The sequence below is a fragment of the Collinsella aerofaciens genome, from assembly GCF_039062365.1.
In the GTDB taxonomy this organism is placed as follows: domain Bacteria; phylum Actinomycetota; class Coriobacteriia; order Coriobacteriales; family Coriobacteriaceae; genus Collinsella.
Map to the genome: position 1 here is coordinate 59,687 of NZ_JBCJBI010000004.1, position 13,996 is coordinate 73,682.

Genomic DNA, 13,996 nt, shown 5'->3' on the forward strand with positions numbered 1-13,996 from the left:
GTCTACATCATGCCAATGCCGAACAAGGCAAGCAGCATGTCGATAATCTTGATGAATACGAACGGCGCCACGATACCGCCCAGACCCCACACCAGCAGGTTGTGGGTCAGCAGCTGGCCGGACGAAAGCTCGCGGTACTTCACGCCTTTCAGGGCGGCAGGAATCAGCGCGACAATGACCAGCGCGTTGTAGATGATGGCGGACAGCACGGCAGACAACGGGCTGGTGAGCCCCAGGATGTTGAGGGCGTCCAAGCCGGGGTAGATCGGCGAAAATAATGCCGGGATGATGGCGAAATACTTGGCGACGTCGTTGGCGACCGAGAAGGTCGTGAGCGAGCCGCGGGTCATGAGCAGTTGCTTGCCGATACGCACGATATCGATGAGCTTGGTGGGGCTGGAGTCGAGGTCGACCATGTTGCCGGCCTCCTTGGCAGCCTGGGTTCCCGTGTTCATGGCCACGGCGACGTCCGCCTGGGCGAGCGCCGGTGCATCGTTGGTGCCATCGCCGGTCATGGCGACCAGGTGACCCTCGCGCTGGAACGCGCGGATCTTCTCGAGCTTGCCCTCGGGGGTGGCCTCGGCCAGGAAGTCGTCCACGCCCGCCTCGGCTGCGATGGCGGCGGCGGTCAGCGGGTTATCACCCGTCACCATGATGGTCTTGATACCCATGCGGCGCAGATCGGCGAACTTCTCCTTCACGCCGGACTTGATGATGTCCTTAAGGTAGACAACACCCAGCACGCGTCGGTCCTTTGCCACGACCAACGGGGTACCGCCCACCTTCGCAATGCGCTCGACAACCTCGTCGCACTCCTTCGAGAACACTCCTCCGGCAGCCTCCACATAGGTGCGCACGGAATCGGCAGCGCCCTTGCGGATCTCGCTGTCGGCGTAGTTCACACCGGACATGCGGGTCGCCGCGGTGAAGGGGATGAACTCCATGCCCTTATCCTCGAGCGTGCGGCCGCGCAGCCCAAACTGCTCCTTGGCGAGCACGACGATGGAGCGGCCCTCGGGGGTCTCGTCCGCCAGAGAGGACAGCTGCGCGGCATCGGCGAGTTCTGCCGGATCGACACCGTCGACCGGAATGAACTCAGCGGCCTGGCGGTTGCCCAAGGTGATGGTACCGGTCTTATCGAGCATGAGGATGTCGACGTCGCCGGCGGCCTCGATGGCGCGGCCGGACATGGCCAGCACGTTGGCCTCGTTCAGTCGGCTCATGCCGGCGATCCCAATGGCGGACAGCAGCGCACCAATGGTGGTGGGTGCCAGACAGACAAGCAAGGCAACGAGCGTGGTCACAGCGGTGGGGTTCGCCATACCGTTGAGCCCTGCAGAGAAACTCGAGTAGCAGTACAGTGCGAGCGTCACGAGGATGAAGATGACGGACAGGGCAACCAAAAAGATCTCGAGCGCGACCTCGTTGGGGGTCTTCTTGCGGGCGGCGCCCTCGACCATGGCGATCATCTTATCCAGGAAGCTCTGGCCAGGCTCGCTGGTAATTTTCACCACAATCCAATCGGAAAGCACGGTGGTGCCGCCGGTGACGGCAGAACGGTCGCCGCCAGCCTCGCGAACCACGGGTGCAGACTCGCCGGTGATGGCCGACTCATCAACCGAGGCAGCACCCTCGATGACATCGCCGTCTCCCGGAATCTGCTCGCCGGCGCGCACGACCACCAGATCCCCGCGTGAGAGCTCGGTACCGGGAACAACCGTGAAGCGGTCCTTATCCTCGACGGACTCGATGCGATGGGCCTCGACGTCCTTTTTCGCCGCGCGCAGGGAGTCTGCCTGCGCCTTACCGCGGCCCTCGGCAAGTGCCTCGGCAAAATTTGAAAAGAGGTCGGTCAGCCAGAGAATGACGGCAATGGCGATCACATAGTACGTGGGCACACCCGCGTCCTGCACACCGAAAATGGAAGCGACGGCCAGGACGGTGGTCATGACGGCGGAAAGCCACACCAGGAACATGACCGGGTTTTGAATCTGGACGCGAGGATCCAGCTTGGCAAACGAGTCGCGGACCGCGCGGCTCATCATGTCTTTTTGCATAGCCATAAATCTGCGACTCCTTTACGCAACCATCTGGAAGAATTCGGCAACGGGACCAAGCGCCAACGCTGGGAAGAAGCTCAGGGCGCCAATCAGCAGAACGACGAATACCAGCAGGAACACGAACATGGCATTGGTGGTGGAAAGCGTGCCGGCGCCCTCGGCGACCTTGCCCTTCCCGGCCAGCGAGCCCGCGATGGCGAGCGTGCCCGCAATCGGCAGGAACCGCGCGAACAGCATCTCGATACCCAGCAGCACGTTAATCCACGGGATGTTGCAGTTCATGCCGGCGAATGCGGAGCCGTTGTTGCCGCCAGCCGAAGTAAGGGTGTACAGGACCTCGGAGAAGCCATGCGCCCCGCCGTTGTTGAGTTGGTCGACAAGACCGGGCGCCATGCAGGCGATAGCGGAGCTCACCAGAATGGCGAACGGAGTGGCGAGACACAGAACCACTGCCCAGCGCATCTCGGTCGGCTCGATCTTCTTGCCCAGGAACTCGGGCGTGCGGCCGACCATAAGGCCGGCAATAAACACCGTGAGGATGGCGAAGCCGATCATGCCGTACAGGCCGCAGCCCACGCCGCCGAACACCACCTCGCCCAGCGCTATCTGGAGCATCTGGACAAACCCGCCGAGCGGGGTGTAGGAGTCGTGCATGGAGTTGACCGAGCCGTTGGAAGCAGCCGTCGTGAAAGCGGACCAGGTGGAAGAGGAGGCGATGCCAAAGCGGCTCTCCTTGCCCTCCATGTTGCCGCCCGCCTGGCCATCGGTCATCTCGATGTTGACCGCGCCGCCATCTGCCAGCTGCGGCGTACCCATATGCTCGTTAACGGCGATGATGCCGGTAAAGACCACGAGCAGGATAAGCATCGCCGCGAAGATGGCCTTGCCCTGCCTGGCATTCTTGACACCGATGCCGAAGGTGAAGCAGCAGGCGACCGGAATCAGCAGCAAGCTGGTCATCTCGATGATGTTGGTGAAGACATTGGGATTCTCATACGGATGCGCAGAGTTCGCGCCAAAGAAGCCGCCGCCGTTGGTGCCGGACTGTTTGATGGCAACCTGGCTGGCCGCAGGACCCTGGGGCAGGAACTGCTCGGTGACCACGCGCGCGCCCTCGACAACCTTGCCGTCGACCTTGACCGTGTCGCCCTCGATCTGGGCGCCGTCGATGACGCTCCAGCCGCCGTCTGCATTAGGCTGGACAGCGACGGGCTCTACGAGCTCAGCCTTCTGAGCCGGCTGGAAGTTGGAGATGACGCCACCGGCAGCCAGGCAGATGCCGAACACGAGGTTCAGCGGGATGAGCACATACAGGACGGTGCGGGTGAGGTCGACCCAGAAGGAACCCAGACCCTGCTCCTTGACCTGACGGAAGCCGCGGATCAGCGCGAACATGACCGCGATACCGGTACCAGCGGAAACGAAGTTCTGCACGGTGAGGCCCATGAACTGCACGAAGTAGGACAGGGTGGTCTCACCGGAATAGGATTGCCAGTTGGTGTTGGTTATGAAGGAAGCAGCCGTATTAAACGACAGGTCCCATGACACACCCGGCAGGTGCTGGGGATTGCCTGGCAAGAAAGACTGCAGTGCCTGGAGTGCCACAAGAGCCACGAGGCCGATCCCCGAAAAGACCAGCACGCTTGCCAGATAGCGCCTACACCCCATCTGCTCTGCCGCGTCGATGCGAAGCAGACGATAGACGCCACGCTCCACAGGAGCAATCACAGGCGACAGGAACGTATGCTCACCATCCATGATATGGGCCATGAACCGACCGAGCGGAACGGCCAGGACGACGAGCACGGCAAAGTACAAGATGTACTGAATCGCAGCGTCCATAGTTTACGAATCACTCCTCATCAGAATGTAGATGTAATAGATAAAGAGTCCAATGCAGACGACTCCGATGATGGGAATGAGGATGTCCATTTACCGCCCCTTTCACACGCGGTCCGATCTCTCGGACGCCTGCTCTCGCAAGCGCCTGGGGACAGTAAACGCTTCTAGGGATTAAAGAGGTGTGAGGGCCGGGGCTCACGTCCTTAAGATGCCGTAAAGATGCAGGTAGAAAGCACTATTGCGGCTGCAGTGCGTCTATACTCGACCTCGCGAGCATACAGTGGCGTCCTCACCGCGTATGCACGCATGGACAACGCTTCAGAAAGGCTACGCTATGCAGCGCGACGCATCGGATACTCGCGTCAATCCAGACCTCATCCTCAAGGCAATTGAGAAAGACGAGGTCGTCGATGACGCTCGAACCAGCCGGGGACACCTCAAGATTTTCTTTGGCTACGCTGCTGGCGCAGGCAAAACCTATGCGATGCTTCAAGCCGCCCACGCCGCCAAGCGGCGAGGTGTCGACGTCGTCGCGGGATACATCGAGCCGCACGAACGTCCGGCAACTGCCCATCTTGCACAAGGGCTCGAGAACGTGCCCTGTAAACTCATCGAGCACAGCGGCATTGCGCTCAGCGAGTTCGATCTAGATGCGGCTATCGAACGCGCCCCTCAGCTCATCCTTGTCGACGAGCTCGCCCATACGAATGCGCCGGGGTCTCGCCACGACAAACGCTATCGAGACGTCGAAGAACTTCTACATGCGGGCATCGACGTCTATACGACCGTGAACGTTCAGCATATCGAGAGCCTAAACGACATGGTTGCATCCATCACCGGCGTTGTCGTGAGCGAACGAATCCCCGACCATATCTTCGATGATGCTGACCAGGTCGAGCTCGTCGACATAGAGCCCGAAGACCTACTTGAGCGCCTTCGCGCCGGCCTCGTCTACCGTCCCGCACAAGCCGACCGAGCGCAACAACATTTTTTTACCGTCGAGAACCTCACCGCACTCCGAGAAATCGCGCTGCGCCGCTGCGCCGATCGCACCGGCCACCTCACAGACGCCGCACGCGTGCTGGGAAACCGTGACTACTACACCAGGGAGCGTATCTTAGTCTGCGTCTCCCCGGCGCCGACCAATCCCCGCATCGTCCGTGCCGCCGCGCGCATGGCGAAAGCGTTTCGCAGCGAGCTCGTCGCCCTGTTCGTAGAGAGCCCGCGCACGCAAGCCATGAGCGATAATGAGCGCGCCAAGCTTGCAGCCAATATCGCCCTAGCCGAGCAGCTCGGAGCACATATGGAAACCGTTTATGGCGACGACATCGCGTTTCAGATCTCCGAGTTCGCGCGCCTGTCGGGTATTTCGAAGATCGTCATGGGGCGCACGGGCGAGCGCAGCAGCGTCCGTCAGGCCCTCTTCGGCCGCAAGTCTCTCGTAGAACAGCTCATAACATTCGCCCCGAACCTCGACATTTACATCATTCCAGACCAGTCGACTCCGCCTTCCCGGCCCAAAGGACGCCGCCGCGCGCTCGCCCTGCAGCCGCCCAGCAGCCGAAACGTGCTTCGCACGCTGGCCCTCTCTCTTGTCGCCACGGCGATCGGCACGGCTTTCCGCCATCTGGGATTTGCCGATTCCAGCATCATATCCCTCTATATCCTCACGGCCCTGCTGACCGCCGTCACCACGACGGGGCGTATCTGTACGATCGTATCGAGCGTGCTCTCTGTAGTGCTTTACAACTTCTGCTTCGTCACGCCTCTGTTTTCGCTCGCCAGCTACGACCGAAGCTATCTGGTCACGTTCGGCATCATGTTCGCTACCGCTATGGTCGCCGGCGAGTTAACTGCGCGCATCGCCGACAACGCCCGTACCTCCGCCGAGAACGCATTCAAAACGCGCGTACTCCTCGAAACGAACCAGCTCTTGCAGCAAGCCCATAGCGCGGAGGAGTGCGCCCGCGTCGCCATGAACCAACTCATCAAACTGCTAAAACTCGACGTGGTCTTCTACACCGCCGAACACGGCACGCTCGACAAGGCGCTCTATGAGTCCGCTGGCACCGAAAACCGATCCGCGTCGCTGCTCACCGACTACGAGCGCGCCGTTGCAACCTGGACCTACACCAACAACAAGCGCGCGGGCGCAAGCACACGGACCCTGCCTGAGGCGCGCTGTCTCTACCTCGCGGTTCGCACCGGCGACAAGGTATTCGGTGTCATCGGCATCGCCCTGGAGGGGCGCGAGATCGAAGCCTTCGAGCATTCGATCGTCCTATCTATCGTAGGTGAATGCGCCTTGGCGCTCGAAAGCGACCGGGCGGCGCAAGAGCGCGAAGAGGCTGCGGTCTTGGCGAAAAACGAGCAGCTGCGCGCCAACCTTTTGCGCTCCATCGGCCACGATTTGAGGACACCTCTCACGGCTATATCCGGATCTGCGGCAATCCTTCGGAAGAGTGACGAGAAGCTCAGCCTCGAACAACGCTGCGATCTTGCCGATGCCATCTACGACGACTCCCTCTGGCTTATCGATACCGTGGAGAACCTCCTCGCCATCACACGCGTCGAGGACGGCACCATTCGCCTCAACCTCACATCCGAGCTCATCGACGAGGTCATCGAGGCCGCCCTCAGCCATGTCGCCCAAGCATCGCATGGACGCACCGTCACCATCGAGCACACTGACGACATCCTGCTGGTGCGCATCGACGTCCATCTCATCATGCAGGTGCTTACGAATCTCATCATGAACGCCTTCAAATACACGCCCGAGGACTCGACTGTCACCATCAGCGCACGTCGCGAGGGTGCGTTTGTCGTGGTGGACGTCGCAGACGATGGGCCGGGTGTGGCAGACTGCGACAAGCCTCATATCTTTGAGCGCTTCTTCACCTCAAGCAATACGCGGCCCGTGGATTCGCGTCGAAGCATCGGCCTTGGGCTGTCGCTCTGCCGCTCCATCGTGGAGGCGCATGGCGGCGTCATCGAAGTTCGCGACAACCACCCCCATGGGGCCGTCTTCCGTTTTACCCTGCCCGCCGAGGAGATCGAGATTCATGAATAATGCCGCTAAGCCACGCATCCTCCTGGTCGAAGATGACCTGACCGTTCAAAACCTCGTTTCGACCGCGCTTGACCTCCACGGCTATGTCGTGAGCAAGGTTTGCAACGGCCAGGCCGCCATCATGGATGCGGTGTCGCACGGCCCCAGCCTCATCATGCTCGACCTCGGCCTTCCCGACATTGACGGTATCGAGGTCATCACGAAGATCCGAAGCTGGTCGGCAGTCCCCATTATCGTCATTTCGGCGCGCACCGAAGATTCCGACAAGATTGCAGCACTTGACGCAGGGGCAGACGACTACCTCACCAAGCCCTTTTCTGTGGATGAGTTGCTCGCGCGCGTCCGTGCGAATTTGAGGCGCTCCTCGATGGCGTCGAGCGAGTCGACAGAAGCGAGCACGTTCGACAACGGTCCGCTGCATATCGACTACGCCGCGGGATACGCTACGAAAGACGGACGCGAGCTCTCGCTCACCCCAACCGAGTACAAATTGCTCGTCCTTCTGGCGAAAAACGTCGACAAGGTGCTCACCCACACCTTCATCACCCGCGAGATATGGGGCACGAGCTGGGACAGCGATCTGGCGAGCCTGCGCGTGTTCATGCGCACCCTGCGCAAGAAGATCGAGGCAGACCCCTCTCACCCCAAGATGATTCAGACGCACATGGGTGTCGGGTACCGCATGCAGCGTCTCTAGCCCACCCCACAAAAGTGAAAAACACCTCGCGAACGGATGCTCGCGAGGTGTTTGGATGTCCGGACCTTATTTGATACCGCGACCCAAGTCTTCGGCGATTTTGTCTACGCCCTTAAGTGCGGCGCACGTCTTTTTGTTGGAGCAATGCCCCGTGCAAACGCCACCCTGAGCGCAGTCAGCGCAGGTGCCCTTGCGGTAGATGCGCACGCACACGGCGACAAACGCAATACCGATAACAGCCAGTACAACAATATCGATAGGTGCCATAGCAAGCCTCCTCTAGTTAACCACCACTTACTTTACCCCATTCTCCACCTACCAAAAAGGGACAGGTTTATTTTGGTCGGTTTTATCTGCGGAAACGTCACATCTCCCCCACCAAAAAGCCCGAGTGTCGCTGGGACACCCGGGCTCGTGGAAAGGGGCTGGTCCTTATTCGGACTTAAGCGGAAACTGCGGCGGAAGCTGTGTTGGTCTCGTCCTCGTCGGTCCATGCATGCTTGGGCATGGGACGGAAGATCTGGAAGAGCATCGCAACCAGCAGCACGATGGCCACCACCGTCCAGATACCAAACTGCCCAAGGACCAGCAGGTTGTAGAACTGGTTGATGAACAGGCCGATCACCCAAGCAAAGGCGCACTCGTAGCCGAGGGCAATCGCGGTCCACTTGCCGGAGTCCATCTGGTTGCGGATGGTACCCATAGCGGCAAAGCACGGAGCGCACAGCAGGTTGAAAGCGCCAAAGGCAACGCAAGCGCCCATGGTCGGGAACATGCCGGCGAACGCGGTCCACAGGCTCGGATCGGTCTCGGCGGCATCGGCAACGGACAGCAGCGAGCCGGCGGTGGCGACGACGTTCTCCTTGGCGACAAGACCCGAGACGGACAGTGCTGTTGCCTGCCAGGTGCTAAAGCCGAGCGGGGCGAAGATCCAGGCGATCAGGTTGCCGAGCATGGCAAGCACGGAGTAGTCCATGAACTCCTCGGGGATGCCCTCCATTGCAGGCAGGAAGCCAAAGGAGCCGTTGTAGCTACCAAAGTTGGAGAGGAACCAAACCACGACGGTGGACGCGAAGATGACCGTGCCGGCCTTCTTGATAAAGGCCCAGCAGCGCTCCCACACGTGCAGCGCCCAAGAGCGGATCGCCGGGAAGTGGTAGGCAGGGAGCTCCATAACGAACGGCGTCGGGCGGCCGGCGAAGAGCTTGGTCTTCTTGAGCATGAGGCCCGAGGCGATGACGGCAAAGACGCCCAGGAAGTAGAAGAGCGGGCTGATCCACGCGGCGGTGGTGGAAGAATCGCCGATGATGGAACCCATGAGCAGGGCGATGATCGGCAGCTTGGCGCCACAGGGAATGAACGTGGTGGTCATGACCGTCATGCGGCGGTCCTTCTCGTTCTCGATGGTCTTGGTGGCCATGACGCCGGGGACGCCGCAGCCCGAGGACACGAGCATGGGGATAAAGGACTTACCGGACAGGCCAAAGCGGCGGAACACGCGGTCCATGATGAAGGCGACGCGGGCCATGTAGCCGCAGTCCTCCAGGAAGGACAGCATCACGAACAGCAGGAACATCTGCGGCACAAAGCCGAAGATGGCGCCCAGGCCGCCGACGATGCCGTCGCAGACCAGCGAATCGACCAGGCCGCCGTCCTCAGTGCCGCCCGCCACGAGAGCGTCGTGCACCATGGTGGTGATACCCGGGACATAGGGGCCGTACTGCGCCGGGTCGACCGAGTCGGCATCGTCGCCCGCAGCCTCGACAGCCGCGTCGTAGGCGTCGCGGCCCTGGCCGAGCACATACCAACCGTCGGTGCCAAAGAGCTGGTCGTTGGTGAAGTCGGTCACCGTGCCGCCCAAGGTGGAGACGGCAATGTAGTACACGCAGAACATGATGACCACAAAGATCGGCAGGCCCAGGATACGGTTGGTAACCACGCGGTCGATCTTTTCGGAGGTGCTCATCTTGGCAGGGGCCCTGGTCATGCACTCGTCAATGATGTGGGCAATCACGCCGTAGCGCTCGCCGGTGATGATGGACTCGGCGTCGTCGTCGCAATCCTGCTCGCACTGAGCGACCAGCTGCTCCACGCGAGCGGCCTTCTCCTTAGTGAGGTTGATGAGCTTGCAGGCGTCCGCGTCGCGCTCAAACAGCTTGACCGCGTAGTAGCGACGCTTGTTGGCGGGAACGCTCGCCGGCAGATTGTTCTCGATGTGGTCCAGAACGTCCTCGATGGAGGAATCGAACTTGTGCTCCGGCACCTGGCCCTTGAAAGCAGCGGACTTCTTGACCTGATCGAACAGCTCCGTGATGCCCTTATTCTTAAGGGCGGAGATCATCATGACCGGGCAGCCGAGCTTCTTGGAGAGCTTGTCCGTGTCGATCTTGTCGCCGTTCTTCTCGACCAAGTCGGCCATGTTGAGGGCGACGACCACGGGCAGGCCGGTCTCGATAACCTGAAGCGCCAGGTACAGGTTGCGCTCGAGGTTGGTGGCGTCGACCACCTGGACGACGACATCGGGCTCGCCGCTCATGAGGTAATCGCGCGAGCACTGCTCCTCGGGGCTGTAGGGGGAAAGCGAGTAGATGCCAGGGAGGTCCGTGATGGTAACGTTCTTGTCACTCAGGAGCTTGGCTTCCTTTTTCTCAACCGTGACGCCGGGCCAGTTGCCAACGTAGCCGTTGGCACCGGTGATCAGGTTGAAAAGCGTGGTCTTGCCGCAGTTGGGGTTACCCGCAAGCGCGACATGGATCTGAGAATCCGCCATTCAATCCTTCTTCCTTGTGTGCTCGCGCTGCTTTCTCCGCGCGAGCTGGATAATGTGCTTCAAAGTTGCAGCATCAAGTTAGAAATACCTAACTTTATCTGCAGAAATATACGTCTCGGGCCCTTACTGGACCTCGACGACGGCCGCCTCCTCCTTGCGGATGGAAAGCTCGTAGCCGCGCACGCTGATCTCGACCGGATCACCGAGCGGTGCAACCTTCACGACCTTGAACGAAGTGCCCTTGATGAGCCCCAGGTCCATAAGGTGGCGGCGAAGCGCACCCTCACCGTGAAGCTTGACGATGGTGGAGCTCTCGCCCACCTTAACGTCACCCAACGTCTTCATTTACTTGTCCCCCTTTCAGTGCGTACAGAAATACCGTCGACTAACCGACGGTCATGATGTGCATGGCAACCTTGGAATCGATACCAAAGCGTGCGCCCAGCACAGTGACGATGATGTTGGCGCCACTCGAACTCACCACGTGGATTTCGCTGCCCTCGACAAAGCCGAGGTCCTTGAGGTGGTGCTTCATATCCTCATTGCCCTTTACACGAGACACGCGCACGGTTTCGCCCGCTTTTACCATCGAAAGCGGCATTGCCGGCATCTGCGGTCCGCAAGACATGAGTGGCTCCTAACGTCAGTTCGTCCTTAACATCGACGCGGCAAAAGTTAACCACGTCTATGTTCGCTTTAGTAAACTAACACGTGGTTAACTTTTTGGAAAGGGTCCCCATTCAGATTTCGAAAAGGTTTCCTATATGAAACAAAAGGGCGCGGCAAAGAGCTGTCCTTTGCCGCGCCCTGTCATGCTTAAAGCGAGAGGTTTCTGATCGACGTGACGCAGGAAGCCTCGTCTACGCCCGAAACGCGGAAGATGATGTCCTCGCCGCACTCGCCGTAGAGAGCCATGAGCCCCATGACATCGCGGCCATCCGTGTGGCGATCACCGATGCTGACTGATACGTCGCTACGATGCTTGGCAATGATGTCATAGAGCAGCGCAACCGGGCGGGCATGTAGTCCCAACGGATCTTTAATCGTCTTTGTAAACTCGACCATGTCCCCTCCCACGACATCGCACATTCGGCCGGCAAACCCAGCCACGTGGTAGTTATTGTAGCGTTAGATGCTTCTCGAGAGCTCCTCTGAACACCTCGTGGTCAAAAAGTGGCAAATATGAGTACTGTCACCAATTTAGTAGCAGCAAAATCGAGAGCAAATTGCCTACTTTGAGCGATTCGAAGAGGTTGAAAGCCGTCAAACGCCCTTTATAGGGGGTTAGATAGATTGATTTTGAGCCCATTTTCGCTCAGAGCAGGCCGAAAAATATGACACCTCTTTTGCAACAGTACTCATATTTGGCATTTTTTGACCACAGGGTCCAAAACATGTCCCAAAACACAAAAGGAGGGGCCCGAAGGGCCCCTCCTTAGGAAAGGGAATCAAGTTGTTCCTCAGCTGTGGATAAATCCCAGCTTCTACTCCATCATGTCAAGGACAGACGGACGCAGCTCGCTCTCGGCAGCCTCGGGATCGGTCTCGCGCAGGCGGTTGATGTAGCGGTTGTACCACATCACGGCAAGGCCCAGGAAGACAACCACACCGCCAACGTTGTAGACCAGCGTCAGCCACAGCGGCTGATCGAGCGGAATGGTGCCGCAGATAAGCACGAAGCAGAAGACCACAAGCAGGAATGCGGCAACGACCAGGCCAAAGCTGCGCGAGCCCATGCGGAAGTCACGGGGAGCGGCGTCGAAGTTCTTGCGCAGCATAAAGTAGGCAAGCAGGATCAGCAGCGGCGGGAGCAGAGCGGTGGCAGCCGTCATGTTGGTGACGATCATGAGCAGGTCGTCGAGGTTACCGGAGCCCAGGGCCGGGATGATCAGGATGGGGACGACGATGGCGAACTGCAGCCAAGCAGCGCGGGCAGGAATGCCGTGCTCGTTAAGCTCGACAATCTTGCTACCAAAGACGCCCTTGGGGATCTCGGTGAAGAACACCTTGATGGGAGCGGAGGTCCACATCATGAGGGAGCCCAGCGTAGCGGCGAGTAGGATCAGGCCGATGACGCGCGTAGACACTTCCATGGGAATGCCAAAGTGGGCAAAGACAGCGCCGAATACGTCGAAGATGCCGGTGGAGATGGCAACGCTGCCCTCGGGGATGAACAGGTTAACCAGCAGCGAAGCGCCTGCATACAGAAGGCCGATGGTCAGGCCGGCGATAACGACAGTGCGCACGAAGGCCTTGACGCCGCCCTTGAGGTCGTTGAGGAAAACGCCGACAGACTCAGCGCCGCCAACGCCCTGGATGATCCAGGCAAGCGTACCGAAGAAGCCCCACGCAGTTGCGAAGTTGCTCATGTCGGGAGCCATGTTAGCGGGAGTAGGAGCCGTAGCGAACTCAACGCCGCCAAAGGCAGCAGCCAGGGACAGCAGGATGAACACGGCGGTCAGGCCGAGAGCCGCGGTCGAACCGAAGGAGGAAATGGAGCCGATCCACTTAGCGCCCTTGGTCGAAACCCACGTGGCGATAGCAAAGACGACGATCTCGATAATGGTGATCCACAGCTGCGAAAGCTCGGCGTTGGCACCAAAGAACACGTAGCTCGCGTAGATGATGACGTTGGGCAGGACGGACGCAAAGAAGAACAGGTTAACGAACCAGTAGCTAAATGCCGTCAGGAACGCCCAGCGACCACCCATCGAGGTCTTAACCCATGCGTACACGCCAGACTCGGAGTCCTTGTTGAGGCCGACGAACTCGGCGGTAACCAGGGTATAGGGGACAAAGTACAAAAGCGTGGCAAAAAAGAACGACGGCGCAGCTGCCAAGCCGATGGCCGCGTTGTTGTTGATGATGTTCTTGATACCGAACACGGCGGCAACCGTCATGCCCAGCAGAGCGAACGAACCAATCGTTCCTCGTTTTTCAGAGCTCATAAGCCCTCCCAATCATCTATTAAATGTCATCTAAACCCGTCCGAGCTGCAAGTGCAAACACGGACGGTGCACCTGCTAAGGGGAATGGGGAAAAGGGAGTCAACAAAGCCATCCCCCTTAACGGCGCGAAGCAAACGTCCAGGCGGACGAATACTACTTGTTGGGGAAGGAATATCCTTCAACCGTCACGTGCAGTACCACGACGCGGGGATCCGCGGCATCAGCCACGACACGGTAGGCCTCGTCGATCTCGACGACGGCAACGCCGCCGGCAGGAATCGTCACGGTCTCCCCCGCTCCCTCAAAGCGCTCACGATCGTCGATATCGCTGTAGGCGCGCGTACAGGTAAGATCGGCCTTAGAAGCCACCTCGACAGTCAGGTCGCCGTCGAGCGGGGCGAGCACGGCATGATAGCGACGGTGACCGACCAGATCGGCGGTAGCGGCCTCGTGGGCGTTCACCCACCAATACACCAACGAGTCGCCGATGGAGTAAGCCACGTCGTGCTGCAGGTCGGCAACACCATCGAGCGCCTGTCCGGTACGCATCCACTTCTTGACGGACTTCATCTGAGCGTCGAAATCGGCGCGCGAGTTAAAGACATGCAT

11 protein-coding genes are annotated in these 13,996 nt (G+C 59.7%); 2 read left to right on the plus strand and 9 right to left on the minus strand.

Annotation, left to right across the window (positions count from 1 at the left end):
• Nucleotides 1-2: 2 nt before the first annotated feature.
• Together kdpB and kdpA are read right to left on the minus strand one after the other, a co-directional pair.
• Nucleotides 3-2,063: a potassium-transporting ATPase subunit KdpB gene (gene kdpB / locus ABCN01_RS03270; RefSeq protein WP_342995904.1), complete on the minus strand. Its 2,061-nt coding sequence runs from the start codon at nt 2,061-2,063 to the stop codon at nt 3-5.
• Nucleotides 2,064-2,078: 15 nt separating this feature from the next.
• Entirely contained in the window at nt 2,079-3,902 is a 1,824-nt protein-coding gene (gene kdpA / locus ABCN01_RS03275; protein WP_342995905.1) for a potassium-transporting ATPase subunit KdpA, read from the minus strand.
• Between the two features lie 334 nt (nt 3,903-4,236).
• On the opposite strand from kdpA, the gene ABCN01_RS03280 reads away from it, so the two are divergent.
• Complete coding sequence (locus ABCN01_RS03280; protein ID WP_342995906.1) at nt 4,237-6,972, plus strand: ATP-binding protein; 2,736 nt, start codon at nt 4,237-4,239, stop codon at nt 6,970-6,972.
• Nucleotides 6,965-7,669, plus strand: coding sequence for a response regulator (locus tag ABCN01_RS03285; protein WP_117583373.1), 705 nt, complete (start codon nt 6,965-6,967; stop codon nt 7,667-7,669). The genes ABCN01_RS03280 and ABCN01_RS03285 overlap by 8 nt, the downstream gene beginning before the upstream one ends.
• A gap of 66 nt (nt 7,670-7,735) precedes the next feature.
• Here ABCN01_RS03285 and ABCN01_RS03290 read toward each other — a convergent pair whose 3' ends face one another.
• From ABCN01_RS03290 to ABCN01_RS03320, 7 genes are all read right to left on the minus strand, one after another.
• A complete protein-coding gene (locus ABCN01_RS03290; protein ID WP_035136858.1) occupies nt 7,736-7,936 on the minus strand; it encodes a hypothetical protein in 201 nt (66 codons plus the stop codon).
• A gap of 175 nt (nt 7,937-8,111) precedes the next feature.
• Entirely contained in the window at nt 8,112-10,439 is a 2,328-nt protein-coding gene (gene feoB / locus ABCN01_RS03295) for a ferrous iron transporter B (protein ID WP_342995907.1), read from the minus strand.
• A 123-nt stretch (nt 10,440-10,562) separates the two neighbouring features.
• A complete protein-coding gene (locus ABCN01_RS03300; RefSeq protein ID WP_342995908.1) occupies nt 10,563-10,784 on the minus strand; it encodes a FeoA family protein in 222 nt (73 codons plus the stop codon).
• 40 nt (nt 10,785-10,824) lie between these two features.
• A complete protein-coding gene (locus ABCN01_RS03305; RefSeq protein ID WP_040358815.1) occupies nt 10,825-11,067 on the minus strand; it encodes a FeoA family protein in 243 nt (80 codons plus the stop codon).
• Between the two features lie 188 nt (nt 11,068-11,255).
• On the minus strand, nt 11,256-11,504 hold the full coding sequence (locus tag ABCN01_RS03310; protein WP_022094361.1) for an HPr family phosphocarrier protein: 249 nt from the start codon (nt 11,502-11,504) through the stop codon (nt 11,256-11,258).
• A gap of 419 nt (nt 11,505-11,923) precedes the next feature.
• Nucleotides 11,924-13,387, minus strand: coding sequence for an amino acid permease (locus ABCN01_RS03315; RefSeq protein WP_217749826.1), 1,464 nt, complete (start codon nt 13,385-13,387; stop codon nt 11,924-11,926).
• A 153-nt stretch (nt 13,388-13,540) separates the two neighbouring features.
• Nucleotides 13,541-13,996: a NanQ anomerase/TabA/YiaL family protein gene (locus ABCN01_RS03320; protein WP_195234168.1), complete on the minus strand. Its 456-nt coding sequence runs from the start codon at nt 13,994-13,996 to the stop codon at nt 13,541-13,543.